The organism is Bacillus niameyensis (genome assembly GCF_001375535.1).
GTDB classification, from domain to species: domain Bacteria; phylum Bacillota; class Bacilli; order Bacillales; family Bacillaceae_C; genus Lederbergia; species Lederbergia niameyensis.
Genome location: NZ_LN831197.1, coordinates 3,220,073 through 3,245,794, shown reverse-complemented (window position 1 = coordinate 3,245,794; position 25,722 = coordinate 3,220,073). Strand labels below are relative to the sequence as shown.

At 37.6% G+C, this 25,722-nt stretch carries 23 protein-coding genes; 4 read left to right on the top strand and 19 right to left on the bottom strand.

Annotated elements, in window-relative coordinates:
- Nucleotides 1-117: 117 nt before the first annotated feature.
- Nucleotides 118-1,479, top strand: a complete 1,362-nt coding sequence (locus BN1243_RS15275) for an IS4 family transposase (protein ID WP_062108193.1) — start codon at nt 118-120, stop codon at nt 1,477-1,479.
- Here the strand turns inward: BN1243_RS15275 and BN1243_RS15270 are convergent.
- The 6 genes from BN1243_RS15270 to BN1243_RS15245 all read right to left on the bottom strand — a co-directional run bounded on the left by BN1243_RS15270 (nt 1,442) and on the right by BN1243_RS15245 (nt 7,511).
- The gene (locus BN1243_RS15270; RefSeq protein WP_062108191.1) at nt 1,442-1,828 is read right to left on the bottom strand and encodes a DUF5412 family protein; all 387 of its coding nucleotides are present in this window, start codon (nt 1,826-1,828) and stop codon (nt 1,442-1,444) included. The genes BN1243_RS15275 and BN1243_RS15270 overlap by 38 nt on opposite strands.
- 564 nt (nt 1,829-2,392) lie before the next feature.
- The gene (locus BN1243_RS15265) at nt 2,393-2,950 is read right to left on the bottom strand and encodes an NADPH-dependent FMN reductase (RefSeq protein WP_062108190.1); all 558 of its coding nucleotides are present in this window, start codon (nt 2,948-2,950) and stop codon (nt 2,393-2,395) included.
- A 203-nt stretch (nt 2,951-3,153) separates the two neighbouring features.
- Nucleotides 3,154-4,122 carry a sugar phosphate isomerase/epimerase family protein gene (locus BN1243_RS15260; RefSeq protein ID WP_062108188.1) on the bottom strand — a complete coding sequence of 323 codons (969 nt, stop codon included), beginning with the start codon at nt 4,120-4,122 and terminating at the stop codon, nt 3,154-3,156.
- A 48-nt stretch (nt 4,123-4,170) separates the two neighbouring features.
- Nucleotides 4,171-5,199 carry a Gfo/Idh/MocA family protein gene (locus BN1243_RS15255; RefSeq protein ID WP_062108186.1) on the bottom strand — a complete coding sequence of 343 codons (1,029 nt, stop codon included), beginning with the start codon at nt 5,197-5,199 and terminating at the stop codon, nt 4,171-4,173.
- Between the two features lie 27 nt (nt 5,200-5,226).
- A complete protein-coding gene (locus BN1243_RS15250; RefSeq protein ID WP_230200217.1) occupies nt 5,227-5,892 on the bottom strand; it encodes a carboxylesterase family protein in 666 nt (221 codons plus the stop codon).
- A 161-nt stretch (nt 5,893-6,053) separates the two neighbouring features.
- Nucleotides 6,054-7,511 (bottom strand): aldehyde dehydrogenase family protein, encoded by a 1,458-nt coding sequence (locus BN1243_RS15245; RefSeq protein ID WP_062108182.1) that lies wholly within the window; start codon nt 7,509-7,511, stop codon nt 6,054-6,056.
- A 312-nt stretch (nt 7,512-7,823) separates the two neighbouring features.
- Here BN1243_RS15245 and zupT point away from each other — a divergent pair, with 312 nt between their 5' ends.
- Nucleotides 7,824-8,633, top strand: a complete 810-nt coding sequence (gene zupT, locus BN1243_RS15240; protein WP_062108181.1) for a zinc transporter ZupT — start codon at nt 7,824-7,826, stop codon at nt 8,631-8,633.
- 48 nt (nt 8,634-8,681) lie between these two features.
- Here the strand turns inward: zupT and BN1243_RS15235 are convergent, their stop codons facing one another.
- The 3 genes from BN1243_RS15235 to BN1243_RS15225 all read right to left on the bottom strand — a co-directional run bounded on the left by BN1243_RS15235 (nt 8,682) and on the right by BN1243_RS15225 (nt 11,779).
- The gene (locus BN1243_RS15235) at nt 8,682-9,371 is read right to left on the bottom strand and encodes an N-acetylmannosamine-6-phosphate 2-epimerase (RefSeq protein ID WP_062108179.1); all 690 of its coding nucleotides are present in this window, start codon (nt 9,369-9,371) and stop codon (nt 8,682-8,684) included.
- Nucleotides 9,372-9,456: 85 nt separating this feature from the next.
- Nucleotides 9,457-10,797, bottom strand: a complete 1,341-nt coding sequence (locus BN1243_RS15230; RefSeq protein WP_062108177.1) for a sialidase family protein — start codon at nt 10,795-10,797, stop codon at nt 9,457-9,459.
- A 64-nt stretch (nt 10,798-10,861) separates the two neighbouring features.
- Nucleotides 10,862-11,779, bottom strand: a complete 918-nt coding sequence (locus BN1243_RS15225) for a dihydrodipicolinate synthase family protein (protein WP_062108175.1) — start codon at nt 11,777-11,779, stop codon at nt 10,862-10,864.
- 163 nt (nt 11,780-11,942) lie between these two features.
- On the opposite strand from BN1243_RS15225, the gene BN1243_RS15220 reads away from it, so the two are divergent.
- Together BN1243_RS15220 and BN1243_RS15215 are read left to right on the top strand one after the other, a co-directional pair.
- On the top strand, nt 11,943-12,617 hold the full coding sequence (locus BN1243_RS15220; RefSeq protein WP_062108173.1) for a FadR/GntR family transcriptional regulator: 675 nt from the start codon (nt 11,943-11,945) through the stop codon (nt 12,615-12,617).
- A 117-nt stretch (nt 12,618-12,734) separates the two neighbouring features.
- Complete coding sequence (locus tag BN1243_RS15215) at nt 12,735-13,451, top strand: FadR/GntR family transcriptional regulator (protein WP_230200216.1); 717 nt, start codon at nt 12,735-12,737, stop codon at nt 13,449-13,451.
- Nucleotides 13,452-13,519: 68 nt separating this feature from the next.
- Here the strand turns inward: BN1243_RS15215 and BN1243_RS15210 are convergent, their stop codons facing one another.
- The 10 genes from BN1243_RS15210 to BN1243_RS15165 all read right to left on the bottom strand — a co-directional run bounded on the left by BN1243_RS15210 (nt 13,520) and on the right by BN1243_RS15165 (nt 25,702).
- On the bottom strand, nt 13,520-15,145 hold the full coding sequence (locus tag BN1243_RS15210) for a Na/Pi cotransporter family protein (protein ID WP_062108169.1): 1,626 nt from the start codon (nt 15,143-15,145) through the stop codon (nt 13,520-13,522).
- Nucleotides 15,146-15,425: 280 nt separating this feature from the next.
- Nucleotides 15,426-16,178 carry an HAD family hydrolase gene (locus tag BN1243_RS15205; protein ID WP_062108167.1) on the bottom strand — a complete coding sequence of 251 codons (753 nt, stop codon included), beginning with the start codon at nt 16,176-16,178 and terminating at the stop codon, nt 15,426-15,428.
- Nucleotides 16,179-16,251: 73 nt separating this feature from the next.
- Complete coding sequence (locus tag BN1243_RS15200; RefSeq protein WP_062108165.1) at nt 16,252-16,983, bottom strand: glycerophosphodiester phosphodiesterase; 732 nt, start codon at nt 16,981-16,983, stop codon at nt 16,252-16,254.
- Nucleotides 16,984-17,242: 259 nt separating this feature from the next.
- On the bottom strand, nt 17,243-17,998 hold the full coding sequence (locus tag BN1243_RS15195; RefSeq protein ID WP_062108163.1) for an HAD family hydrolase: 756 nt from the start codon (nt 17,996-17,998) through the stop codon (nt 17,243-17,245).
- 44 nt (nt 17,999-18,042) lie between these two features.
- Nucleotides 18,043-18,828: an endonuclease/exonuclease/phosphatase family protein gene (locus BN1243_RS15190; protein WP_062108162.1), complete on the bottom strand. Its 786-nt coding sequence runs from the start codon at nt 18,826-18,828 to the stop codon at nt 18,043-18,045.
- 62 nt (nt 18,829-18,890) lie between these two features.
- Nucleotides 18,891-19,727, bottom strand: a complete 837-nt coding sequence (locus BN1243_RS15185; RefSeq protein WP_062108160.1) for a carbohydrate ABC transporter permease — start codon at nt 19,725-19,727, stop codon at nt 18,891-18,893.
- 20 nt (nt 19,728-19,747) lie between these two features.
- Nucleotides 19,748-20,695, bottom strand: a complete 948-nt coding sequence (locus BN1243_RS15180) for a carbohydrate ABC transporter permease (RefSeq protein ID WP_062108158.1) — start codon at nt 20,693-20,695, stop codon at nt 19,748-19,750.
- A 42-nt stretch (nt 20,696-20,737) separates the two neighbouring features.
- Nucleotides 20,738-22,180, bottom strand: a complete 1,443-nt coding sequence (locus BN1243_RS15175) for an ABC transporter substrate-binding protein (protein ID WP_062108157.1) — start codon at nt 22,178-22,180, stop codon at nt 20,738-20,740.
- A gap of 495 nt (nt 22,181-22,675) precedes the next feature.
- Nucleotides 22,676-24,907 (bottom strand): phosphodiester glycosidase family protein, encoded by a 2,232-nt coding sequence (locus BN1243_RS15170; protein ID WP_062108155.1) that lies wholly within the window; start codon nt 24,905-24,907, stop codon nt 22,676-22,678.
- Nucleotides 24,908-24,961: 54 nt separating this feature from the next.
- On the bottom strand, nt 24,962-25,702 hold the full coding sequence (locus tag BN1243_RS15165; RefSeq protein ID WP_069201790.1) for a Cof-type HAD-IIB family hydrolase: 741 nt from the start codon (nt 25,700-25,702) through the stop codon (nt 24,962-24,964).
- Nucleotides 25,703-25,722 lie beyond the last annotated feature (20 nt).

Genomic DNA, 25,722 nt, shown 5'->3' with positions numbered 1-25,722 from the left:
TTTAAGGTCAATTAAATATGTTGCTTGACAGTGTTTATTAAAATGAAAAAACACCTCATTCTTTGGTATAGTGTAATTGTCAAGAGAACACTACCATACAGAAGAGGTGCTCCCTATATGATAGACCAAAATAAGCAATACAATCAACTACCAAAAGAACTTGATTCTGTTTTTTCTGAGCTTGAAATGCATAAACATCTACGCCAAGCAGGAATAAAAAAATCCTTTGGTTTTAGCTGTTCTTACTTATTTCAGCTCGTTTTCTGTTTGATTTTCCAACATAAAAATTGGTTTTCTCTTCTTGATTCAAAGAAGGCTGATCAGTTTCCAGCCAAAGACGCGGTCTATCGCTTTTTAAACCAATCAACTTTTAATTGGCGCCGTTTTTTATTACTGTTGAGCACTTTTACCATTCAAAAGGTTTCTCATCTTACGAATAAAGAGCGTCCAAAAGTACTGATTCTCGATGATTCTGCGTATGACCGAAATCGTAGTAAAAAGGTGGAACTTCTCGCTCGTTGTTTTGATCACGCTTCTCTTAAAATGCGTTTCTATAAAGGCTTTCGTATGCTCACTTTGGGCTGGTCAGATGGCTATACATTTATGCCAATTGACTTTTCTTTAGTCAGTTCAAAAAAGTCTCAAATCAATGGTATTTCTGAAACTATTGATAAACGTACCAGTGGCTATAAGCGTCGAGAAAATGCATTACAAACAGTGCCTGAACAAATTCCTGACATGATCAAACGTGCGCTAGCTAATGGAATTGATGCGAGTTATGTTCTTATGGATTCTTGGTTTACATTGCCACCACTTATAAAAGCTATAGTTGAACAAGGTTTGGATGTTATTGGAATGGTCAAAGAAACAAAACAGCGCTATAACGTAAACGGGACATTGGTATCTTTAAAGCAACTATACCGCTTGGCGGGACCGGTCCAATCAAAGAAAGGGATTCTTCGTTCCATCCATACGACAATGGCCAATGGAACACCAATAAAAGTTGTTTTTATTCAAAACAGAAACAAGAAAAGTGACTGGCTTGCCATCCTCAGTACCGATTGCACTCTTTCAGAACAGGAAATCGTCCGAATCTATGGAATGCGCTGGGATATCGAGGTTTTTTTTAAGACGGCCAAATCTTTTTTGAAACTTGAAAAAGAGTTCCAAAGCCGGTCTTATGATGCGCTTATTTGCCATACAACTATTGTGTTTACCCGTTATATCGTACTCTCATGGCAGAATCGTTGTAACACCGATCAACGCACAATAGGTGGGCTATTTTACGAATTATGCGATGAAATAAATGAACTTGATTGGGCTGTCGCACTACAGCAGTTGATCGAGCTTCTTCAGGATGCACTAAAACAAACGAATAAGAAAATCAAAAAGTTAATACAAAGTCAACTTGAGCAGTGGGTCTCTGGCCTTCCAAGCTATATCAAGGCTTATTTGCCAATTTCACTCTGCGAAAGTTGAGTATATTATTGATAATAATTGTATTGTCATCTTTCCATTTAACAGCAAGTGGATCTCCTGCAGGATATTGCCAGTAGATTGTTTGATCACTGAATTCCACTCCATAGTCGTGCACAGAATTGATTCCTACCCTTTGGGAGAAACCTACTGTCGCTCCGCCTTCACTCCATACATATGTGACCGCTTGATACTTATTATTTGTAGAAACATAAATATCTTCAATGTATCCTTCTCCATTAAGCTCATCAAGACTTGTATGTAATAGGGAGAAAAGCAAGAGAGCTAACAACCCAATCAAAATAATAATACTAGAAATAAACCATATAATTTTTTTTCTTAGTAAAGTCATATTTTAATACCTTACGTTTGACATCAAAAGACAATTCCATTTGCATAGTCTTTAATCCCATCATTAATAGCTGCAGTATCTTTGGGGTCATCAAAATAAGAAGTTACAAAACGTATATCGCTATCATTTATAATTTTCTTATCTCATTAACTTTGTGTTAACTCCCCCTTTATACACCGGCTTTTGACAGTTGAATGGTTAATATAAAGTTACCCATAACAAGCTTGTCTGTTTATAAGACGTGATGATGAAAGAAATAGTTTCCGTTTTTTTGAAAAATGTGTTTTTTTTTAGGAAAAATTTCCGCTTTGACATTAATCGAGCCTGTAAAGTATTAGCCTTTATATTCCGTCATGGTTACAATATATGCGACTGAAAAAAACAATTATTATTAGATTATGATCCCGTTTAATGCAGAATGTTCCGTTATTAAGATTCCATATCACGATGAACAAGTTTTCTACTGCCAAGCATGTAGTGGATTTTCACCACCAAGTTATAGCCCATGCCTGCCACACCAAAAAAAGCCTCCATCAAAAGACGGAAGCCTCATCAAAAGTTATATTATCGAATTGTTTTCAAAGCCTTACTCCAAGAAAGCAGTTGATCAAGCATTTGGTTAGCATTATCTGCATGATAGTCAGCAGGCTTAAAGACACTCATATTTTCAAAGTCTGTCATTAGCGAGAATGTCACAGCTGTTCTAACATCAGCTACTTGTAACTCACCTAAAATAAGACGTAGGTTTTCAATAGCACGGGAACCACCTAGGCTGCCGTAAGCAACGAAACCAGCTGCTTTATTATTCAATTCTGGGTTCAAATAATCTATAGCATTTTTGAGCGCTCCATTGACCGCGTGATTATATTCAGCTGGCACGAAAATATAACCGTCGAAAGAAGCCATTTTTTCTGACCAAGCCTTGATCGCTGTTCCAGCGTCTTGTTGTGCTGCTTCAGGTAGAGCTGCACCTAATAATGGAAGATTATATTCAGCTAGATCCACTAACTCATACTCAGCTTCATCGTTGCGATTTTTCGCGAAGTCGTTAATCCATTGGGCAACAGCCTCCCCATTACGACCTTGGCGTGTACTTCCTATGATAATCCCTATTTTTAACATGATAAGCCTCCCTAAAATGTTTGTTTACTATTCACATACCTCTAATTCGCGATATTTGAATTCAACACAAATAATATCATCTTTTATAACTATATTCAAGATATTTAATTGTTTTTCGTAATAAGCTTACAAAATGTAAGTTCGATTCCAAAAAATGTAGAAGGGATATTGCCGACAACATCCCTTCTACAGGTTCTTATCAATTACGCCCACCACATATCAGCAGGTTTTTCTTTAATCAATACCGATTTTAAATTTCTTACTGCCGTTTGGAAACCTTCTTCAATCGACATGAGTGGATCTTCATGCTCAATTGACACAACATAGTCATATCCATACAAACGAAGAGCACTCATCATATCAGACCAAACTTTTACATCGTGGGCACAGCCAACAGAGCGGAATGTCCATGCTCTAGTTTTCAGCTGGTCATAGTTTTGCATATCTAAATAACCATGCATATTCAAATTATCTTGATCAATGTATGTATCCTTCGCATGGAAATGATGGATCGCATTTTTTTCTGCAAGAATTTTAATAGCAGCTACAGGATCAATACCTTGCCACCACATATGGCTTGGGTCTAGGTTTGCACCAATAGCATCAGAAGTAGCTTCTCTGAGCTTCAACATCGTATAAGGAGAGTGGACTAGGAATCCACCATGAAGCTCGATACCGATCTTCACATTATGTTCTTCCGCATACTTCCCAATTTCCTTCCAATATGGAATTAGCTTTTGTTCCCATTGCCAGTTATAAACATCTAAATATTCCGGTGGCCATGCAACTGTTGGCCAGTTAGGTTGTTTCGCATCTTCGTGGTCACCTGCTGTTCCAGAAAATGTATTAACAACAGGAACATTCATAAGGGATGCCAATTTAATCGTTTTTCTTAAAGTTTCGTCCGCCTTTTGGGCGATCTCTTTATCAGGATGAATCGGGTTATTATGGCAGCTGAATGCACTGATCGTTAAGCCGCGTGATTCTACTTGATGCAAATAATCTTTCCGTTTCTCTTCACTTTCAAGCAAAGCATCCATATCACAATGTGCATTACCTGGATAACCGCCAGTTCCAATCTCAACAGCTTGAAGTCCTGAATCTTTTACATGGTCAAGCATTTCTTCAAAAGATTTCTGCGAAAATAGTACAGTAAATACGCCAAGTTTCATACTGCAACCACAATCCTTTCCATTTGAATTCTATTATCTATTATATCTTTACTTTGTTACTTGAACAATTTTCTTGGTCTCACTAGACTCTAATGCAGCCAATACGACTTTTAACGATTTTCTACCTTCTTCGCCATTAATTGGTGGTTCGCTATTATTAACTACGCAATCGACAAAAGTGTCAATGACATGTGTGCTCGTTTGCCCACCTTCGTCATTTGATTGAATTTTCCCAAGGTCGAATGTTTCTGTTTCGCCATTACGGTGGTGGACAATTAACGAATACTCCGGATCATCTTCAAGACGTAATACTGCCTTTTCTCCGTAGATAACAGTGGAATTATCTTCTTTTCCATATGCCCAACTTGCCGCAAGTGTCCCAATAATGCCGCTTTCTGTTTTTAAAATACAGACAGCTTGATCATCTACAGTACTGTCTTCTTTTGCCCCTGATTCCACGAAGGAACCAACTTCTACAAACTCTTCACCAAGTATATAGCGCATTAAATCCGTTTTATGAACACCAAGATCACCCATTGCACCAATAAATGCTTTTTCCTTTTCGAAAAACCAACTATCTTTCCCGTCGACACTCCATCCTTCTGGACCTCCATGCCCAAAAGCCGTCCTAAAGCTAAAGATTTTGCCAACTTGACCACTTTCAATCATTTCTTTCGCCTTTTTATGAGAAGGAACAAAACGCTGATTATGAGCGATCATGAGCTTCTTTCCGCTTTCTTTTGCGGCTTGAATCATGTTCTGAGCTTCCTCTTCCTTCGTCGCCATCGGCTTTTCACATAATACATGTTTACCAGCTTTTAAAGCATCAATGGATATTGGTGCATGAAGATAGTTTGGCGTACATACAGAGACTAGATCAAGATCTGCTTCGGCTAACATCAATTTGTAATCTGCATAAGCCTTCCCGCCGTATTTATCCGCCATTTCATTTGCTCTCTCTTCGACAATATCGCAAACGGCCGCAATTTCTACTTCCTTATTCATAGCGTATTCTGGAAGATGGCGAAACTTCGCAATACTGCCACAACCAACTACACCAACTTTTAACTTAGTCATTAAAGAACCTCCTTAGAAATATCTATGCTATTGTTTCCGATGACTTAAAAGCCATGAGTAAAATTCGGGATTATTATATGTATCTGTCCAAGAATCATGATTTGCTTCTGGGTAAACCGTTAACTTTACATTAGCTCCAACTTCCTGAAGTGCGTTTACCATTTTTTCACTTTCCTCTAAAGGAACAACATCATCCTTTGCACCGTGAAACGCCCAAACTGCTACATCCTTTAAACGCTCAATTCCCTTGACCGAACCCCCGCCACAAATCGGTGCAGCAGCGGCAAATCGATCAGAATAACGCTTAGCTAACTCCCATGTTCCATATCCACCCATGCTGAGGCCCGTTACATAAATTCTTTTTTTATCAGCTCTATAATTTTCAACTACATCATCAACAAGAGCCACAAGATCATCTAAATAAGTCTCCCATGTTGAATGCCCCGTTTCGAGTGGGCACTGTGGAGACACTAAAATAAAGGGAAAACTCTTTTCTTCAGCTAATTTAGCGGGACCGTGTACTTTTACAAGTTCAAGGTCATCTCCTCTTTCACCCATTCCGTGTAAAAAAAGAACGAGTGGATACTCTGTTTCAGAGTTTTTCTCATAATCTTCAGGAAGTGATAATAAATAAGACATATTAGCTTCTTTCTTAACAGTAATTTCCTTTTGAAAATGTTGTTGACTCTGCACTATACTTCCTCCCCTTTTTGATGAAGACCCTTTATTTATTTTGAATGCGCTCTCTTGCCTTATTTTAACATAGCAGACTCCCTTTCTGAATTAAAAGTATCACTAAAAAGGAACAAAGAATTCCGAAGTGGAATCCCTTGTTCCTTTGTTTTTTTAAAAGATTAGAATGGATATTCTCGATGCCGATTTTGAGCAGATATCCATTGAAAGGTCGTGAACTCATCTAGTGACCATCTTCCTCCAAATCGGCCAATTCCTGATTGTTTCTCGCCGCCAAAGGCAATCAACGGTTCATCATTTACACTTTGGTCATTAATATGAACCATCCCTGTTTCTAATTGCAAGGCAATTTCTACACCCTTTTCAATTGAGCCCGCATGCACTGCCCCACTTAAACCATATTGAGTATCATTACAAATTTTGATTGCTTCTTCTTCTGTTGAAAAAGGGATAACTGTTACAACAGGTCCAAACATTTCATTTTTGGCAGTTGCAACATCATTTGTATTAGATGTTAGAATAGTTGGATGAATAATACTTCCTTCTACTTTCCCCTCCAAAACAACTTTGGCACCTTGAGATTTAGCCTTTTCTATTTCTCCTAAAATACGCTCAACCGCACCTGGATTAATAAGGGGACCAATCATGTTTTCCTTATCTTTTGGGTCACCTACCTTAATATTTTTGGCGGCTGCAATAAACTTTTCTATAAATTGATCGTGGATGTTTTTATGAACGATAATACGATTGATCGCCATACAAATTTGCCCATTGTGCATAAACTTCCCAAAAATTGCCGAATTGACAGCGCGATCTATGTCAGCATCTTCAAGAATAATCAAGGCATTGTTGCCGCCTAGTTCAAGAGCTACCTTTTTAACATTCCTTCCACACAGTTCACCGATATGTTTTCCGACTTCTGTTGATCCTGTAAAGGAAATCATTCTAGGAATCGGGTGTTCTACAAATCCATCTCCTACCTCTTCAATCGAAGGAATCACGACATTAAAGAGGCCTTCAGGTATTCCTGCTTCCTCAAAGATTTTCCCTAACACGGTTCCTCCTGACATTGCGGTCTGTTCATCAGGTTTTAATACTACACCGTTTCCAGCACCTAAAGCTGTTGCAACCGAGCGCATCGATAAATACATTGGGAAATTAAAAGGGCTAATCACACCAAGAACACCTAATGGACGACGGAACAAGCGATTTTCTTTCCCGGGTACTAAAGACGGGACAATTTCTCCACCCATTCTCATCGGATAACTCGCCGCTTCATTGGTAATAGAAATGCAGAAGTCGATTTCTACATTTGCCTTTAATATGGAGGAACCAGATTCAATCATTAAAAGCTCAACCAACTCCTCCCGACGATTTTTCATAATTTGGACTGCTCTTGTTAGAACCTCAGATTTATCAAACGCACTAACCTTTTCCCATTGCTTTTGCACACGTTTTGCAGATTCATATGCTTCATCGATATCTTTTTGGCTTGCCATTTTAATCTCGGTTACAACTTCCTGATTATATGGATTTTTATCCTGATAAACAGTCTTCCCTGTTCCATCTCGCCAAACACCTGCAATATACTGTTTATTAAGATCAGTGTATTTTACCATTGGATTGAACTCCCTTTACAGTAAGATATCGTTAGTTTTCCTTTATTTAAAGGGATTAAACATAAATCTTTTACCTTGCAGCAAAATAAGAATACAATCTCAAGTTCGATGGAAAGTTAAGTTATAACTTTCCCAATGAATTACAATTATTCCGTTTATTAGCTATTGAAGAATAGTTAAAATATATTTAGCTGAATCAATCTATTAATCTAAAAGGTTTGCTATAATTAAAATTGTTTACCAATAGCAACAAAAATAGTTTTTTGCATATAAAATATCATGTCATATAACCCGCGAAGGAGTTAACGTTTAATGTCTGGGAATCTGTGGATTGCATTTGGATTAACACTTATGGCAGGTCTAGCAACAGGAGTAGGCAGCCTGTTCGCACTTTTTACATCAACAACGAATACGAAGTTTCTTTCCTTTTCACTTGGCTTTTCAGCCGGGGTTATGATTTATGTATCGATGATTGAAATATTTGCAAAGGCCAAGGACGCTTTAACTGCGGCATTAGGCGTAGAATCAGGAAATTGGGCAACTGTCGGCGGCTTTTTCGGAGGGATGCTCGTCATTGCCTTAATTGACCAGTTTGTACCTAAGCAAAGCAACCCTCATGAATTGAAAAAAGTCGAGGAAATGAATAAACCACAAAAGGGACTTAAGGACCCTGCATTATTAAAGATGGGTACCTTTACGGCATTAGCAATTGGTATTCACAATTTCCCTGAAGGAATTGCGACATTTACGGCGGCGCTACAGGATCCATCACTTGGAGTTGCGATCGCCATTGCGATTGCCATTCACAATATACCTGAAGGAATTGCAGTTGCTGTCCCGGTTTACTTTTCCACTGGTAACCGAATGAAGGCCTTTCGACTGTCTTTCCTATCAGGTCTGGCAGAACCGATCGGTGCCCTCGTCGCATTCTTAATTTTAATGCCTTTTCTAAATGATATTATGTTCGGAATTATTTTCTCTGCAGTAGCAGGGATTATGGTATTTATTTCCCTTGACGGTTTACTGCCTGCAGCCAAAAAATATGATGAAGCACATACATCCATTTTCGGGTTAATTAGTGGTATGGTCGTGATGGCTTTAAGTCTCTTGCTCATTATTTAAGATGAAAAAAGGATCAACGCGCGTTATAGTCGTTGATCTTTTTTCTTTCTAAACTCCCTGAATACCGTCCACAAATGACTTTGTTATCAACTGTGGACGTGTAATCGCACCGCCGACAACAATTGACCAAGCTCCTAATTCAATCATCTTCCTTGCTTGCTCAGGGGTATGAATTCTCCCTTCAGCTATGACAGGAAGCGACGAAATATTAGATACTTCCTTTACAAGCTCAAAATCAGGTCCCACAAGACTAGGACTATCCGCTGTATAGCCCGATAAAGTAGTCGATAACATATCAACACCACATTCAATCGCATATTCTGCATCCTTTATCGTTGCGATATCAGCCATGACGAGCGTGTCACTCTCATCATGAATAAATTGGACCAAATCCTTAAGCTTCTCATCATTTGGCCTTTTTCGGATTGTTGCATCTAGTGCAATCACATCTGGTTTCACTTCGAGTAATTCCTTTACTTCCTTCAAGGTTGCCGTAATGAACACTTCGCTACCAGGATAATTCCTCTTCAATAAAGCAATAATTGGCAGTCCTGTTTGTGCCTTAATTGCAGCAACATCAACAGCAGAATTGCTGCGGATTGCAACCGCACCACCCTCTTTTGCAGCTTGTGCCATTTTGGCCATCATTTCCGACCCGTGTAAGGGCTCATCCTCTAAAGCCTGGCAAGATACGATCAATTTATGATGGATCGTTCCAAAAAAGTCTCTCCCTTTCATTACATCAAATCCTTATTGAAAATTTATGTTCCTTTTAAAAAGCCTTGCCCACTTGTTTACAAGAGCAAGGGCAAGGCTTCTCTTATTATGATTTTAACCAATCTAACGTGAAAGTGCCAAACGCTATTTCTATTTTGCTCCAATCACTATGATCTTTAATGCGCTCATAAAGAACGCCCACTTCGCCATTATTTAAGACAGTTAGACAAGAATAGCTGTAGCCGCCCTCCTCGATCACTTTACTATACGGCCAAGTCTTGCCACCATCCTCACTAAGGCGGATGGTTCCATTTATTCTTGCCTTTTCATCAGCAGGATTTGAGAATAGAACACGATCTTTTCCATCTCCCAAATCTGGATAAAGAATGACGCTGGATTGACAGATCGGATCAAGCAAAGCATCATCAAAGATTACTTCTCCCCAAGTTTCACCACCATCTGTGCTCGTCGTAACCGCCGTTCTTTGAAGTCCATAGTGGTTTCTTAAATAATATTTTAACTCACCTGTCGGAAGCTGAATAACTTGAGATTCAGTTAAAAATTGTTTTTCCTTTGAGATTGTCTCCGCTGTTAATTCTTCGCCATCTACTACTCTGCCATCATTTGGTGATTCCCCACGTTTCCAAGTCATCCCGTGGTCATCACTGTAAATACAAGCACAAGACAAGCAGTTTGCTTCATTAGCGAAATAAATCGGAAAAACAAGACGGCCCTTTTTCTCACCATGTTTCAACTGAATCCCGCACCCTGGTCCCGATCCAATAAATCGCATCCATTCTTCTTTTACCATGAGATTTAATTCTCTAGGTTTTGACCAAGTTAGTCCATCATCATCACTTTGAATGATTTGTAAAAAGGATGTTCTTGCTTCTAGTAAACTTTCTTTCGGATCAATGCCTTTTTTAAAATAGATATTTCCACATTCTTCTCCTGCTTGAAAGACATATCCTGCCTCATCAACAATATAGTCTGTAGGATTACCTTCTGCGTCCGTTACCGCTCCATCATCATATAATAAAAATTCTTTACCATTTGCATCATATAATTGTCTCCGACCTTCTGAATCAAACCCAATCCCAGGTTCGCTCGCCCACAAACCAATTCCTCCGGGAGTATGACAATAAATCATGAAAATCGTACCTGTCGTTTCATCTTGCAGGAGCGCTGTATCAATAGCTGCGGCACCATCTAACCCTTCTCCAGCAAAAGAAACGAGCTTTTGAATAGGGCCCCATGTTTTTCCATTATCCTCACTGCGTCTTATAGTCGTATCGATCTTATTAGGATTATCTGCAGAAGAAACAATTCGTGCATCTATTCCGGCAATAACTGTTCCCCTTTTCGTTGTAATCATTGATGGTATGCGATACGATTTAGACCCAGCTAAATTCGGATAAAAAATTGCTTGCGTTTCGATCGTTGCCATTTTATATAATCCTCCCATTTTTTCATACTACTATTTGTATCCTCATCTTAATGCGAAGAGAATATTAACCTTTTACTAATGTAATAGATTCTTCGATTTCCTTATTAAGTACTTTTAAATCGTCCCAATGACTTTCTTCGATTGGTAATAACGGTAATCTTGGTTCTCCTGTTTCAATCCCTCTTATGCTTAAGATAGCTTTACATGCACCGTACAAGGAAGGATAACTTAGCAATCTAGTAATAATTGAATTAATTTTTTCTTGTAGAGCTTGAGCTTCCTTAATCATTCCCTTTTGAAAATAGGAATCTAACTGACAGAACAATTCAGGCATCACACCATATGTCCCACCAATTCCTCCATCGGCCCCCATAATTCTTCCTCCCAGAAATTGCTCATCTGGTCCATTAAAAACTAAAAATTCCTTTCCAGCATTTGCTTTAAACTGTTGCAATTCATAGACGCTTTCACCCGACATTTTAATTCCAATTACCTTCTCTTGGGCAGCCATTCTCTTAAATAAAGGCTGAGTCAGCTGAAAGCCTGTAGTTTGCGGGATGTTGTAGATAATAAATGGTAGCGAGGTAGCATCAATCATTTCTTGCCAATGCCGTTCAACTGATTGCTCGGACAACCGATAATAAATAGCAGGTACAGAAGAAATAGCATCGACCCCACATTTTTCTGCATGAATAGCTAATTCTTTACTTTCCCTCGTTGAATTAGCCCCAGTATGAGCAATTATCGTTAGTTGACTGCCAACCTCTTCCATTATGGCTTCTAATACTTTTTTTCTTTCATCAGATGATTGAAGAATACCCTCTCCAGAGCTACCACCTACGTACAATCCTTTCACACCTGAATCAACATAGTAGTTTGCTAGTTTTTTCACCCTGTTTACACTTATTTCTCCTGATACATCGTAAGCTGAATACATGGCCACAAAAACACCTTTAAACTTTTGTAAATCCCAAGAAGTCATTTAAAATTCATCTCTTTTCATATTTAATTGTATTATGGTATTACCACCGTCTTTAATTACTAACTTAAGCGTTTCCATTACCTTTGTCAACGGCCTTTAAAAACTTTCAACGGATTTTATTAATTCCTTATATTATAATAAAGAGAAAAATAGGTGAAGCGTCGTGCAGCGAAAACAAACATTATCAGAAATTGTAACTGACCGGATCAAAAACTATATTTCCGACCAACAGTGCCAACCTGGGGATCGCCTTCCTACTGAAAAGGAAATAATAGATATGCTGGGAGTAAGCAGAACGGCTGTTAGAGAAGCCTTAAAGTCCCTCCAATCCCAAGGGATTATAGAAATAAGGCAAGGGGTTGGAATTTTTGTTAAGGAGGTTCACCTTAGAGGGTATTTTAAAAATATATCTCCTTTTTTAAAATTTGACGAAACAAAGTTTAAAGAATTAGTTGATACAAGATTGGTACTTGAGCTTGGAGCGATCGAACTTGCGATCAACCATTATGATTTAAATAAAATCAAGCAAATGGAAAAATGGAACGAATTAATATACCATAAGGCAAAACTCGGTGAGAAGCCGAAAAATGAAGACCTTTATTTTCATAAAGCCTTGTTCGAATCAACATGCAATGAAACATATATTCAGCTGTCCTCCATTATCAGTGATTACTTTCAAGCCAATCAATTAGAGGAAGTTGTGGATATAGAGGAATACGAAAATTCTTATAAAGAGCATAAACTAGTAATTGAATATATGATCAAAAAGGACAAGGTAAATGCTAAAGAAGCTATGAGAAATCATATAAGTCATCTCTACCATTTACTGGGTGATTAACAGAATAAACAGCTGTTATTTACCTCTTCCAGGCTAAAGGAGCTTGCATTTTGAGCTCTCATTTTATATGGTAAGAAGTAGTGGTATTACCACCCTCAGCACATGATTTTCATTAGATTGTATATTAACTCTAACTATAAGACGGTGATTGCTTTGAAACCGATTCAAGACAATGAACGATTTACCTTAAGTAAAATAGTAAGTGATGACCTTAGAGAGTATATTGTCCAAAACAACTTAACAACTGGTGATCGCCTCCCTTCGGAAAGAGATTTATCAGCACAGTTGAATGTAAGCCGTGTAGTTGTTAGAGAGGCTTTGCGTTCATTAGAGGCAACAGGAATGATTACTATAAGGCATGGTGAAGGAGCATTTGTAAATACAGATGACCCTAGTATTATCTTTAATCATCTCCTTTATTTTTGGAAGATTAATAATCAAAATGTAAAAGAGCTCTTAGATTTGAGGATTTTACTAGAGAAATCCGCGATTGAACAAATCATTCACCATACTGATACTAGCTATTTGGAAGCTCTTGAAAAGGTTATTCAAAAAATGGAACTAACGAATGATCCTGAGGCTTTCAAAAGGTATGATGCTGAATTTCACATGGGATTGATTCAAGCAACTAGAAATGGACTCTTCAACCAACTTGCGGATATTATTTTACAATACTTTAATGATATGCCTTCTTTGTCCTTAACAGATATTGAAAAGGAAACAACATTGCACGAACATCGTTCCATCATTAATGCCTTAAAAGAAAGTAATAAGGAAAAAGCATTGGAGCTGCTAAAGTTACATTTACAACATTCGAAAGTGTTTAGAAATTAACAAAAACGACCAAGTCGCACATGACTTAGTCGTTTTTACTATCTATTTAATAGTACTCGAACGTTTTTTTACTTATCCTCACCAATAACCCCATCTGCAATATTCACTGCATGGTCACCGATTCGCTCAAGGTTACTTACAATATCAACATATACAATTCCTGCAGTTCCAGTACATTGATTTTCATTTAGGCGCAGGATATGGTTTTTGCGAAGTTCCCGCTCCATTTTATCAATAAGAATTTCCTTTTCTCGAACAGCTTGGGCTTGTTCGATATCGTTATTCTCTAATGCATTTATAGCCTGTCTTAACGTAGAGATCGTTAACCCAAACATCTCATCTAGATCAGCTAGAGCTGACTCAGAAAATTTCACCTTATTTTGGATCTGAATATCGATCAATTCCATAATATTTTCGATATGATCCCCGATTCTTTCCAAGTTAATCACTGAATCCATTAACACATGGTGTGTTTTCAAATCTTGATCCGATAAAGAATGGTAAGAAACTTGCATTAAATATTCTGTAATTGTCTTATCTAAATTATTAAGAGCATCTTCGATTTGTGGAAGTAATTCACGTTGTTTTTTATTTTGCGTTTTAAAATACGTACCGACTTCATCCATTCCCTTTTCAGTTAGTTCAGCCATCCGCAATACTTCCTTTTTCCCTTGTCCCAAAGCAACAGAAGGCGATTGACGGATAAACTGTTCCCCTAAATGAATAGCCTTATGCTCAATAGCAGTATCTTCACCAGGTACCAGCTTTGTCACAATCCAAGCTAGACCCGCTATGAAAGGAAATTGGATAACCGTATTAGTAATGTTAAACGTCCCATGTGCAAAGGCAATGGTCATTTTATTATTCAAGTCCAAACCTGATTGGAAAAACTCTATCAAATGAGTAAATGGTGTAAGCAATATAAGGACTAGTATCGTCCCAATTAAATTAAAAAGAACATGTGTAGCCGCCGCTCTCCTAGCTGAAATAGAAGCACCTATTGAAGCTAAAACAGCGGTAATCGTTGTACCAATATTTTCCCCAAAAAGAATCGGTAGGGCTGTTTGTAATGTAACAACATTTTGATCATACAAAGTTTGCAATAGTGCGACAGATGCTGATGAACTTTGAACAACCATCGTAAAGAGCGCCCCGATGCCAGCACCTAATATTGGGGTTTCCCCTAAACTGACCATCATATCAATAAATGCTTGTGCATCTCGGAGTGGCTTCATAGCGTCACCCATTAAATTTAAACCAAAGAATAAAGCTCCAAATCCAAAGAAAACTTGACCAAAATTATTGATCTTATGATTTTTAAAGAAGAATATAAGAAAAGCACCTAATGCTAAAATAGGTAAAGCATACTCACCAACATCAACACCAATAATAAAAGCCGTTACAGTTGTACCAATATTGGCACCCATGATGACACCGATCGCTTGTCTAAGAGTCATAAAACCAGCTGTTACAAGACCTACCGTCAGTACGGTTGTTCCGGAACTTGATTGTATTAAGACTGTTACAAGTATACCTGTTAACACACCCATTATCGGCTTTGTTGTAAATCGATCTAATAAATCTCTTAGTCCATCACCTGCAACCTTTTGAAGACCATCCCCCATGCTTTTAATACCATAAAGGAAAATCCCCAAGCCACCAAAAAATGTAAAAAGCAATGCTTGCAAGTCCATGTCTTCTCCCCTAATAATTTATTCATTTCGACATATTTCACTCTTCCCTTTCCCATCTTAAATAAGAACAATAGAAATGTAAATATTAAGGAATGTAAAGATTTTGTAAAGGAAATGGTGTAATCGCTTAACAATTGATTACGGGAGCCTTATTTAGAAAGAGGATTTTTTACGAATATTCATTTATATGTTAGGAAAAAAGTGATGGCAAATCCCTATCTTTGCAATAGAGATTCGCCACCACTTTCAAAAAGAAACTTCAACCTATTATATTTATGAATTATGATTTTACATAAGTCCCCAACAAATAACGTTCAATCGCTTTGGCTACGCCATTATCTTCATTCGTCCCTGTTACAACGTCCGCTGCCTTTTTCAATGACTCATCACCATTTCCCATTGCAACACCAAGACCTGCTGCACGGATTAATCGCTCGTCATTCAGATTATCACCAATAGCCATAACCTGATCCATAGTGATATTAAGTAACTCACATACCCTTCTTACACCTGTTTCTTTAGAAATCCCCTTTACTGAGATTTCTATATTAGTAGGAGCTGAACAAGTTATTTCTAATGTACCTCGCTTTTGCAAAAGTTCGCGAATCTCTGTAATTTTAGCTTCATTCGTATCGCTCATTCCAAACTTTAGCCATTTTCTTTCAAACATTTCAGTTGTCCAACTATGTTTATTTGTAAAACTTTCCACACTATAGCCCCAATAGTGAACTCCTGCCTGCTCTGCTTTGTCATGGAGCCAACGTAAATCGTCTTGGTTAAGAAAGTATCGCTCCCAAACTTGCTCTGGGCCTTTCCAAATTTCTGCTCCATTGACTAAAACCATTGGTGACTCTAGAGCTAATTCCTTCCAGTAGTCAATTGTCGTTTGAATGCCACGTCCAGTGGCGAAAATAACAGTTACCCCTTCATTTGTCGCTTGGCGAATCCACTTCTTTGTTTCATCTGTAATTCGCTTATCATCTGTCAATGTAGTTCCATCCAAATCAAGGGCTAACAGTTTGTAATTAGGCATTATATTATTGTCTCCTTAATTTTTTTCGCTTCAAGTCCCTCATAGGAGGAACTAGGCAGTAGGGAAATTTTATTTATCTTAATGAAACTTCTCTAAGACTCAACGCTTTCTCGGGATAATCAGTAAAAATGGCCGCAACATTACATTTAAAAAACTTTTCCATGCTCTCCTTTTCGTTCACGGTAAATACTCGAACAGGAAAACCCTTCTCTTGCGCTTCTGCAATCATTTCTATTTCCGTTTCAGGTTCATAAGTATGAAGAGCTGTCGCCCCAATTGCTGCGGCATACTTCCAAGGATCATCCATCTTTTTTGTATATAAAATGGCACTTTCTACTTCTGGAACGAGTTTTATTACTCGCTTGAGAGAATCATGGTTAAAAGAGGACACAACAACTCTATTTAATAAGCCATACTCCTTTATCTCTTGTATCATTCTCTCTTCAATACCTGTTTCATGTTTCACTGGGCTTTTAATTTCAATATTCAATTCTATATTTGTGTCCTTCAACAATTCTAGAACCTCTCGAAAAGTAGGGATTCTCTCACTTTGAAACTCTGGAGAAAATTTCGATCCCGCATCGAAGCCTTTTATTTCTTCTAGTGTATACTCATTCACTTGCCCTGTACCATTAGTCGTGCGATCTAGTGTATAGTCATGAATAACAACAAGATTTTGGTCTTTTGTTAATTGAATATCCAATTCAATTCCATCTACTCCAAGTCGGATCGCCTCTTTAAATGAAGCCAGTGTGTTTTCTGGATGTGTTCCAGAACTCCCTCGGTGCGCAAATATTTTTGTCACAAGAAAAACCCCTTTGATTCTAGATTTATTTATTTCCCTTTTGCTAGCTTTTCTACCTTTATATTAAGATTTGTGGTCTTTTAATTCAAAGAACAAAACCCTAAAAAGATTAATAGAATTCAAACATCTTGTTCGACTCATTAACTTTTTTAGGGTTCTCTTCTTCTCCACCCGATATTCATTTTCACCCAATTATATAAATTGATTTTTCACTTGTCAACCAATACACAATTTTCTAACATAACATTTTTAATTACTTTTATGACATTTCTTTCTCTAGTAGTTCATAAATGGAGTGAATAATAATGTTCGGAATGTATTTTTTCTCAAACTGAAGATCGCGGTAGATACCCTTTTTAAATAACTTTTCCACATATTCCGTTTGCTGTGCACGGTTTACCGGAGCTAACTTTCTCATTTCCTCTGGCATTTCCCGATCGATTAGTATAGATTGAATCCCTAGCTCATTAGCAAATGAAACATCATGATCTAGTCGATCACCAACATGTGCAACTATTTCCCCTTCTCCTGGCAATCTCTTAACCATACTAATATCAGGCTTAGCACAATCCGTTTGACAAGGTGTCACTATCATATCCATAACATCCGCCAAACCGATAGACTCCATAACTGGAAATTGATATTTATAAAAGCCATTTGTTACTACTCCAAGAGAAAATCCCTTTTGCTTGACGCGGTCTAAAGTATTTAAAAGATTCTCCTCTAACAAATAAACTTTTGGCGGAATTGAATGTTTACGGACGAGTGATTCAATATTAATCTCAAGTTGGATGCCTTCTTCTCTTAATACCTGTTTTATAATATTGTCCCAATCATAGGCATCCCTTAATTTTTGTTGGTCCATTCTCCTTTTATGTTCATTTCTTATTTTTTTTAGAATTCCATCCTTGATGTGGAATGAAGATACAAGGTTCTCTACTTCCGGAAAAACCCATTTACCAAATGGATTTTGCATTAGCGTTTCATCCAAGTCGAACGTAATCCATTTCTTCAAAATTTCAGCCACCCTTCCTAATTACTAACACTAATGGACCTCTACTATTTATGCTGAAATTTTTTCATTATGCACTGAATTGGATAATGATCTGATAATGTATCCACTTCTGACCCATGGACAATCTCTGCTTCTGGTTCAAATTGTAAGAGAGCTGAATTTGCGAGCATATAGTCAATCCTTAAATACGTAGGATTTTCTGGCTTCCCTTTGATTTTTGTAGGCATCGAATAATCGGAAGAACCATTAAAACCGATATCCTTCAGACCAGCTTCAAGCAGAGTTTGCATTGGTCTATAATTAATTTCTCCCTCAAAAATATGTTGCCTGTTCTGAAAACTTCGGTTCTGAATTTTCTCCTTCATATTAATTTGATTATGATACTCCTTGTCTAAAGGTGATAAAGTATTTAAATCACCCATGACTAAAAGAGGTGCTTTAATCTCACGAATATACTCTGCAATTTTTTTAGTTTCCAGTTCACGAATAATGGATTCAAATGGACTTAAATGTGTAACGATTATATTGATATCACGAATCTTCACATGTAAAAGACCATGATGAAATGGGGCGGCTTCCTCCGTATAAATAAGTTCTATTGGGTATTTAGCAGTTATCCCCAAAAAGTAAGGACTAGATTTCATTTCGAACAAATAGCTATGGGAAAAACCTATCTTTTCCATTTCTTTTTGAAATTCCTTCTGAGTCCAGTCATTTAATTCATTAAATCCTGCAATATCGTATTTCTCTTGAATGAGTAACTGCTTTAACTGATTATAACGTCCGCTTTCCTTACAACCATCCAAAACATTATACTGTAATATTTTCATAACAATATCACCTTTTAAAGTTTATAGAGTCTTAGATGACCCAATAAAAATTTGTTCAACAATTACCCTTTAACAGCACCCAGTGATGCTCCTTTCAATATCCACTTTTGGAACAATATAAAGATTACAATTGACGGAATCATCGCAATCATTACGCCTGCGAATAACGTTACCCAATCAGCTGTATATTCCATAAGCTTATTTGCTTGATACATTTGCACCCCTATAGTGTACTTTTCAGGGTCACTCAAATAAATAAATGGACCTAGGAAACTATTGTAATAGCCGATAAATTTGAAAATCGCTACAGTAACAATACCTGGAGAAGATAACGGAATAATGATTTTCAAAAAGATTTGGAAGTAGGAAGCACCATCCAAGAAGGCACTTTCTTCTACCTCTTTTGGAATTGATTTCATAAATCCTCCAAGAAGCATTAAGTAAAATACACTTTCTCCTAAACTGGATAATAAGATCAAACCTGTTAGACTGTTTGTTAAACCTAGTGACCTCATCACAACATATTGCGGAACAAGTGCGTTAATTCCAGGTAAGAAAAGGGAGAGCATAATTAAAGCCCAAATGATTTTCCTTCCCTTAAACTCTATCCGTGTTAATGCATACGCGTTAATTGTAGTAAAAAATAAGCCAACAACGAGGGTACCGCCGACATAATATAATGTATTTAATAGCGCTTTTGCAAACCCATAATCATTCCATGCATTTGTATAATTGTGAAATTGCATTTTTTCTGGAAAGGCCCATATATTCTGGAAAAATTCTGGATTTGTTTTTAACGACTGATAAAAAATCCATCCCAATGGAAAAAGAATAGTAAATGCCCATAAATATAATAATAGGCGCCATACGACATCCATCATTGTTCGCCTTTCTACCAACTTTGCTCAACCCCTTTCAATTAATAATCAATTCCGCGTTTATCCATATATTTATCCATCAGAATCTTTGTCATACACAAAATGACAAACAATAACATGCCAATAGCTGAAGCGTACCCATAATTATGAGAGCCTTCGCCAAATGCAAGATTAAACATATAAAGACCGATTACATCCGTCGATCCAGCTGGCCCGCCATTAGTCAAAATTAAAATAAATTCGAATCCCTTGATTGTACCTACGGCTAAAAATAATATACTTACTCTCACAACAGGCATGATCATAGGTAAGGTAATTTTTCTTAATAGGGTCCAATCACCTGCGCCGTCCATAATAGCAGACTCATAAAAGGACTTAGGAATCGCAATCATTGCATTGACAAAAATTATGACATATAGCCCAACGCCTCCCCATACCCAAGCTGGCACTATAGCCCATAATGCCGTTTTTTCATTCCCAAGCCAGTAAAAATTCCCGATATCTAAACCAACGAATCGTAATACCCCATTAAGTAATCCATAATTCCCGTCATAAATAAATGCCCAAAGAAGAGCAACCACAACGGTGGATAACACATTTGGAAAAAAGAATAATACCTTTAACAATCCATTTTCCCTATAACTCTTATTTGCAAGGAAATAGGCTAGAATGAGCGAGATTACGATAACAAAAGTAGGTATAACAATAATTAATAGCAAATTATGATATAGCGCTCTCCAAACAAATTCATCCTTAAACATCGCAACAAAATTTTTAAAGCCCACAAAAGTGGGATCTGTCATACCATCCCAATCTAGGAAAGCATAGTAGACCGACAAGATGTTGGGATACAATGTAAAAAGTAAATAGCCGCCGAATGGGGGACCAATTGCTAGTAATAAAAACATAGTCTTTTGCACATTAGCTTTTTCAAGTGATGACTTTTGAAATGGGGCCTTCAACTTTTGGGCAAGGGAAGTAACAGACACAGTATCACTCCTCTCCTAAGAAGGGGGAATCCCCTCCTCGATTTATTTTTCATTATCTTTTAACGCCTCTTGTATGAGTTTCTCTGCTTTTTCAAATATCGGTTTTGGATCTTGTTTACCTAAGAATATGTTCGAAATAGCCTCGTCTCTTACTTTGAAAGCCTGTTCCCGAGATGGATGTGTAATTGATACAGATCTGTAAGCTCTAGCTAATTGCACATTATTTTTATCTATATAATCGAGTACAGATTTAGCTGAACTTTGAAGTTTCTCAAATCTTTCAGGGTCATTCACAAAGTCATTTCGAACGGAGAGTGATCCACTCTCAGCAGCCTTTTCTTGAATATCAAGTGTTAACATCCAAAGAATAAATTCTTTTGCCCATTTTTTATTTAAATCTGGTTTTCCTGCCCAAATGAAGTGGCCATTAGACGTTCCTTGCCGTACCCATAATGTTTGATCTGTTGAATCAATAAATGGAACCGACATAAACCCCCATTCAAAATCCTCTGGGGCAGAGTTCTTCATTTCATTTTCAACATGACTGCCTGTAGATACCATTGCAACATCAGCTTGTAGTACTTGCATTTGTGATTGAGTGTGGTTTAATGCTGGTAACCCTTCAGCGAAATAACCCTTTTTGCCAAGTTCATAAATCTTTTCCCAGCGCTCTTCATCCTCTGGCTTTGTAAAAACTAAATTTTGATATGTTTGGTACTCCTCCATATACTGTTCTGCGTTTCCATTCTTATCAGCAATTTCAAATGACTTTACATCACCGAACGCCCAATCATGGTAACTTGGATGAATACCCGGAAATGTAATTGGAGTTATTCCGTCACTTTTTATCTCCTCAAGAAGTTGGACAAATTCATCCCAAGTTTTCGGATTCTGATTCCATCCATGCTCTTCAAATAAATTTTTATTAAAAAACAATCCGCCAACACTAGCTGATGTTGGAATTTCATATGACTTCCCATTCACTCGGTTAACCGATTCAAATAATCCATTCATCATTAAATCTTTAACCGTATTATCGGAGGCATCCGGTATGCTATATCCCCAAAAATCATCCATCTCTTCTAATTTTCCTGCTTCCGCTAAGGTTACTACCCCACCAGATGGTTCACGGTTAAAAATATCGAACATATCTTTATCATTATTTGCTGAAATTTTAGTTGATAATATTTGAGAGATATCAGGTGAAGCTGTAATTTCGATTTTTACATTTGGGTACTTTTCTGTAAAAGTATCTATTGCATAATCTACCCATTCACGTCCATACCCCCCGACAAAAAAGCCATACTTTAATGTCACCTTTTCATTTTTCGGTAAGCCATTTTCGTATACTTCTACCTCACCTGACTCGTCAGGGTTATTACTATTATCAGTTTTCTCCCCTGCAGTGTTATTAGAATTACTACAACCAATTATAATGAATAATGGTAACATCAATATGAACATAACCTGTAAGGCTCTTCTCATTAAAGCTCACCCTCTTCAATTTATTACACCTGATTAGTGTGTTTTTTTTAATAAATAAAACCTCTTCTATTTCCTTGTTTATACAAAGGCTTTTTCAAAAATAGATGTATCTTTTACAATAAGCTCTCGACTTATTCCCCTTACAACCTGTCTTCATATAAGTGCTATGCTACAGATGACTCACCTCCTTAATCCATTGTCCAAATGTAAACAAAAGCTTTCTATCCATTTTCTATCCTAATCAACAAATGTTATGAATCTATTCACTTCTTATTAAAGTTCTGTAAATTCTCAACTTGTATTTCCAACTTGCAGATGACATCATTTAATTTCCGGGCATATCTGGAGTTTCAATGACCATTTTATACATTCGATCTTTATTAGATTGCTTTATAAAAGCCCTATTGGACTCATAATACTTCTAAACCCGCGGCGGGAATTGGAATCCGAACATTCGCACTATTTCAGGTATGACCCTTTCGTATAAAATATCAGTCATTCCAGCTCTTCAAAACTATAAAAATATTCAGCTCGTAGTCTATTAAAATAGAGTGTTCCTGCATTCTTGTTTGCGTCATTTGTTTCAACGATAAATAGATAGTGCAAAGTAATTGGAAATGCAGTGCCTTCTGCCACTTTAGCATGAACGTATTTCCAGCCGTGCCAATCTAGTCCTCCGTGCTCTGTAAAATTCAGGGGTCTATGTTCCCCGTTCGCATCAGTAATGCCTAATCTGAGCCAATGACCATTAGCATCTCCGTATACCCAAACACCAAATCGGTACGGACGCCCTTCGATTTGTAGCCCTTTTTCGCCTGATTGATTGGAAAACTGAATAACCGCTTTAGAGGAGCCAGAAATATTTGTAAAATCATAAGTTAACTTTCCAGAAAATGTACCAAAACGAACAGGTTGGGGTCTTGGCGCCCGGGTTAAAGTAACTGAACCTGGGACTGCTCTATCACTATAAACTGACATTCCTTCTAATGATTCAAAATTTGTAATGACATACGGCGGTTTTCCCACACTAATGTTTATTTTGGCGTCAACACTACTATATCTAACAATAATAGCCCCCTTAGTTGTTTCTCGACTCGCCTTTAAAATTCCGCTCGGCGTTATTTCACCTATTAATCCTTCTACAGACCACTCAAGAAGTTCAGGTGACACCCAAACAACATTTCCTTGCTCATCAAATGCTTGAAGATCAATCCTCCATTCACCGCCAGGCTCTACAACAATGCCAGACTGTTTCGCCTTTAGGCCAGCTATTCGCTCCACAACTTTAACATGACAATCTTGAACAATTTTTCCACGGCGTACTATTACATGACCACTCGCTGCTTTTTTTGATGCTGTAAATTCTCCATTTGTCTGTATACTTCCTAACTCTTCATTAACCAGCCACTCTAATTCCGATTGCTTAACAGGAACTGCATTGAAAAATTGATCTTGTCCCTTTACTTTAAACGTAATTTTGCTACTTGCTAAAACTCTTATCGTTGATTTAGGGGTTAACACCAACTTGTTTAATTCTGAAATAGGGGCAACACTCTCAAAAAACAATGCATTTCCAACTGTTCTTTCATAGCCATCAGAGGGTAGATTAATTAATGACGGATATTCATCCCCGGCATGACGTATATAACAAGCCGTTGAGCCACCACCGTCAATATTAATTGCATTCTCCATACCTTTACTTTTTAAATAACATGCTCCTTCAGCCAGAGTAATACCATCAGAATGCTCTGGTTGACGGCCATCGACTACAACTATGAACATCTTTCCTTTTTGCGTTGCTACCATTGTTCGCGGATGCCTATCATGATTGTGAGGATTATCCGGATCCAATATCGCTTTTGAGATCTCTCCATCCTTTAGAAGCATATAACCTAATGTAGAATTTCCAGAGATTACATGTTTAGCTTCATCCACACCTCGATCGCAGGAAATATCAATCGAGACTTTTTCACCTACCTTCAAATTTTCACGAGCCCAATCCGCTTTCAAGCCAGTTAACGATAAAACAAGTTTTCCATGCTCAATCGAAGTATTATCTGTTTCCTTAATAGAATCCACAACGCCATTTATTCGTTTTCCTAACAACAAACGGTCATCGGATACAGTGAGAACTACTTCTACGCCGCCCTCTGGTGTACGGGTCGTAGATCCAAACCTCCAACTATAAATTACTGCATGGTCTTGCTGTGTTAAGTATCTTGTGCGATTAATGTTATCCACCTTTAAATTGCAACCGCATTCATCAAGGATAAAAGCACTCATTGTTACTTGATCTTTAAGCTCTACGGTTCCATCAGGCATAATTGCCAGTAATACTTTGATATAAGAGGGAGAAGTAACAATCTCCCCGTTCTGGATTTGCAAACCTGATGGTACACCTAACCAATTAAAGAAGTCACCATTCACGCCAGCCACTATTCTCTTTCCTACTTTTAACAATTGGTCTTGCATTTTCCCCACCGTTTCTAATCGATCAACTTTTCCGTGTGAAGAGAAAACGATAGGTTGAATATATGGACTCTTTAGATCAACTTCAAGAATGTGTATGGATTGCAATAATTTCCCGCGAAATAGTTGATGCGAGTGGATAAGCCCCGGCGCCACTTCGAAAGTATCCTCTTCTTTCAAAGCCCAATATCCATCATTCTGATTACTATCAAGTAAGCTAACATGTCCATCTTTATTCCCTATTATTTGCTTATCCAATTTCTCATCTCCATCCCCACTGATGTAACTATGACATAGGCTTTTTAGGGACATTTAAGAACCTAACAGATACCTTTCTATTGCCTTCGCGACTCCATCCTCTTCATTTGTTTCTGTAATCACATCTGCTATCTTCTTTAATTCCTCATCTGCATTTCCCATTGCTACACCAAGACCAGCAGCACGAATCAGATGCAGATCATTCAAATTATCACCAATAGCCATTACTTGATCGATTGTAATTCCGAGTAACTGACAAACTCTTCGTACACCAGTCTCCTTAGTAATCCCTTTTAATGAGATTTCTATATTACTAGGATCTGATCGGGTAATTTCAATGCTTTCCCTACTTTTTAACAATTCGCGAACTCTGCTGATTTCACTTAAATCTCTATGATTCATGCCAAACTTCAGCCAATCCCTTTCAAACATTTCATCTGTCCAATCACGACTATGTGTTAGGCTCTCTACACTATAACCCCAAAATTTTGCGCCTGCTGTTGTTGCTTGCTCGTGAAGCCAGCGAATATCCTCTCTGCTGATAAAGTGGCGTTCCCACAATTGACCAGGGCCCTTCCAAATTTCCGCACCGTTCACTAAAACCATCGGTGCATCAAGAGCAAGGTCCTTCCAAATATCTCCGGACGTCTGGATGCCACGACCTGTAGAAAAAATAACAGTTACTCCTGCATTTATTGCATTTCGAATCCATTCTCTAGTTTTTTTCGTTATTTTCTTATCATCTGTTAATGTTGTTCCATCCAAATCTAGAGCTAACAACTTGTAATTCAGCACATGACTCCCCCTTATCATTA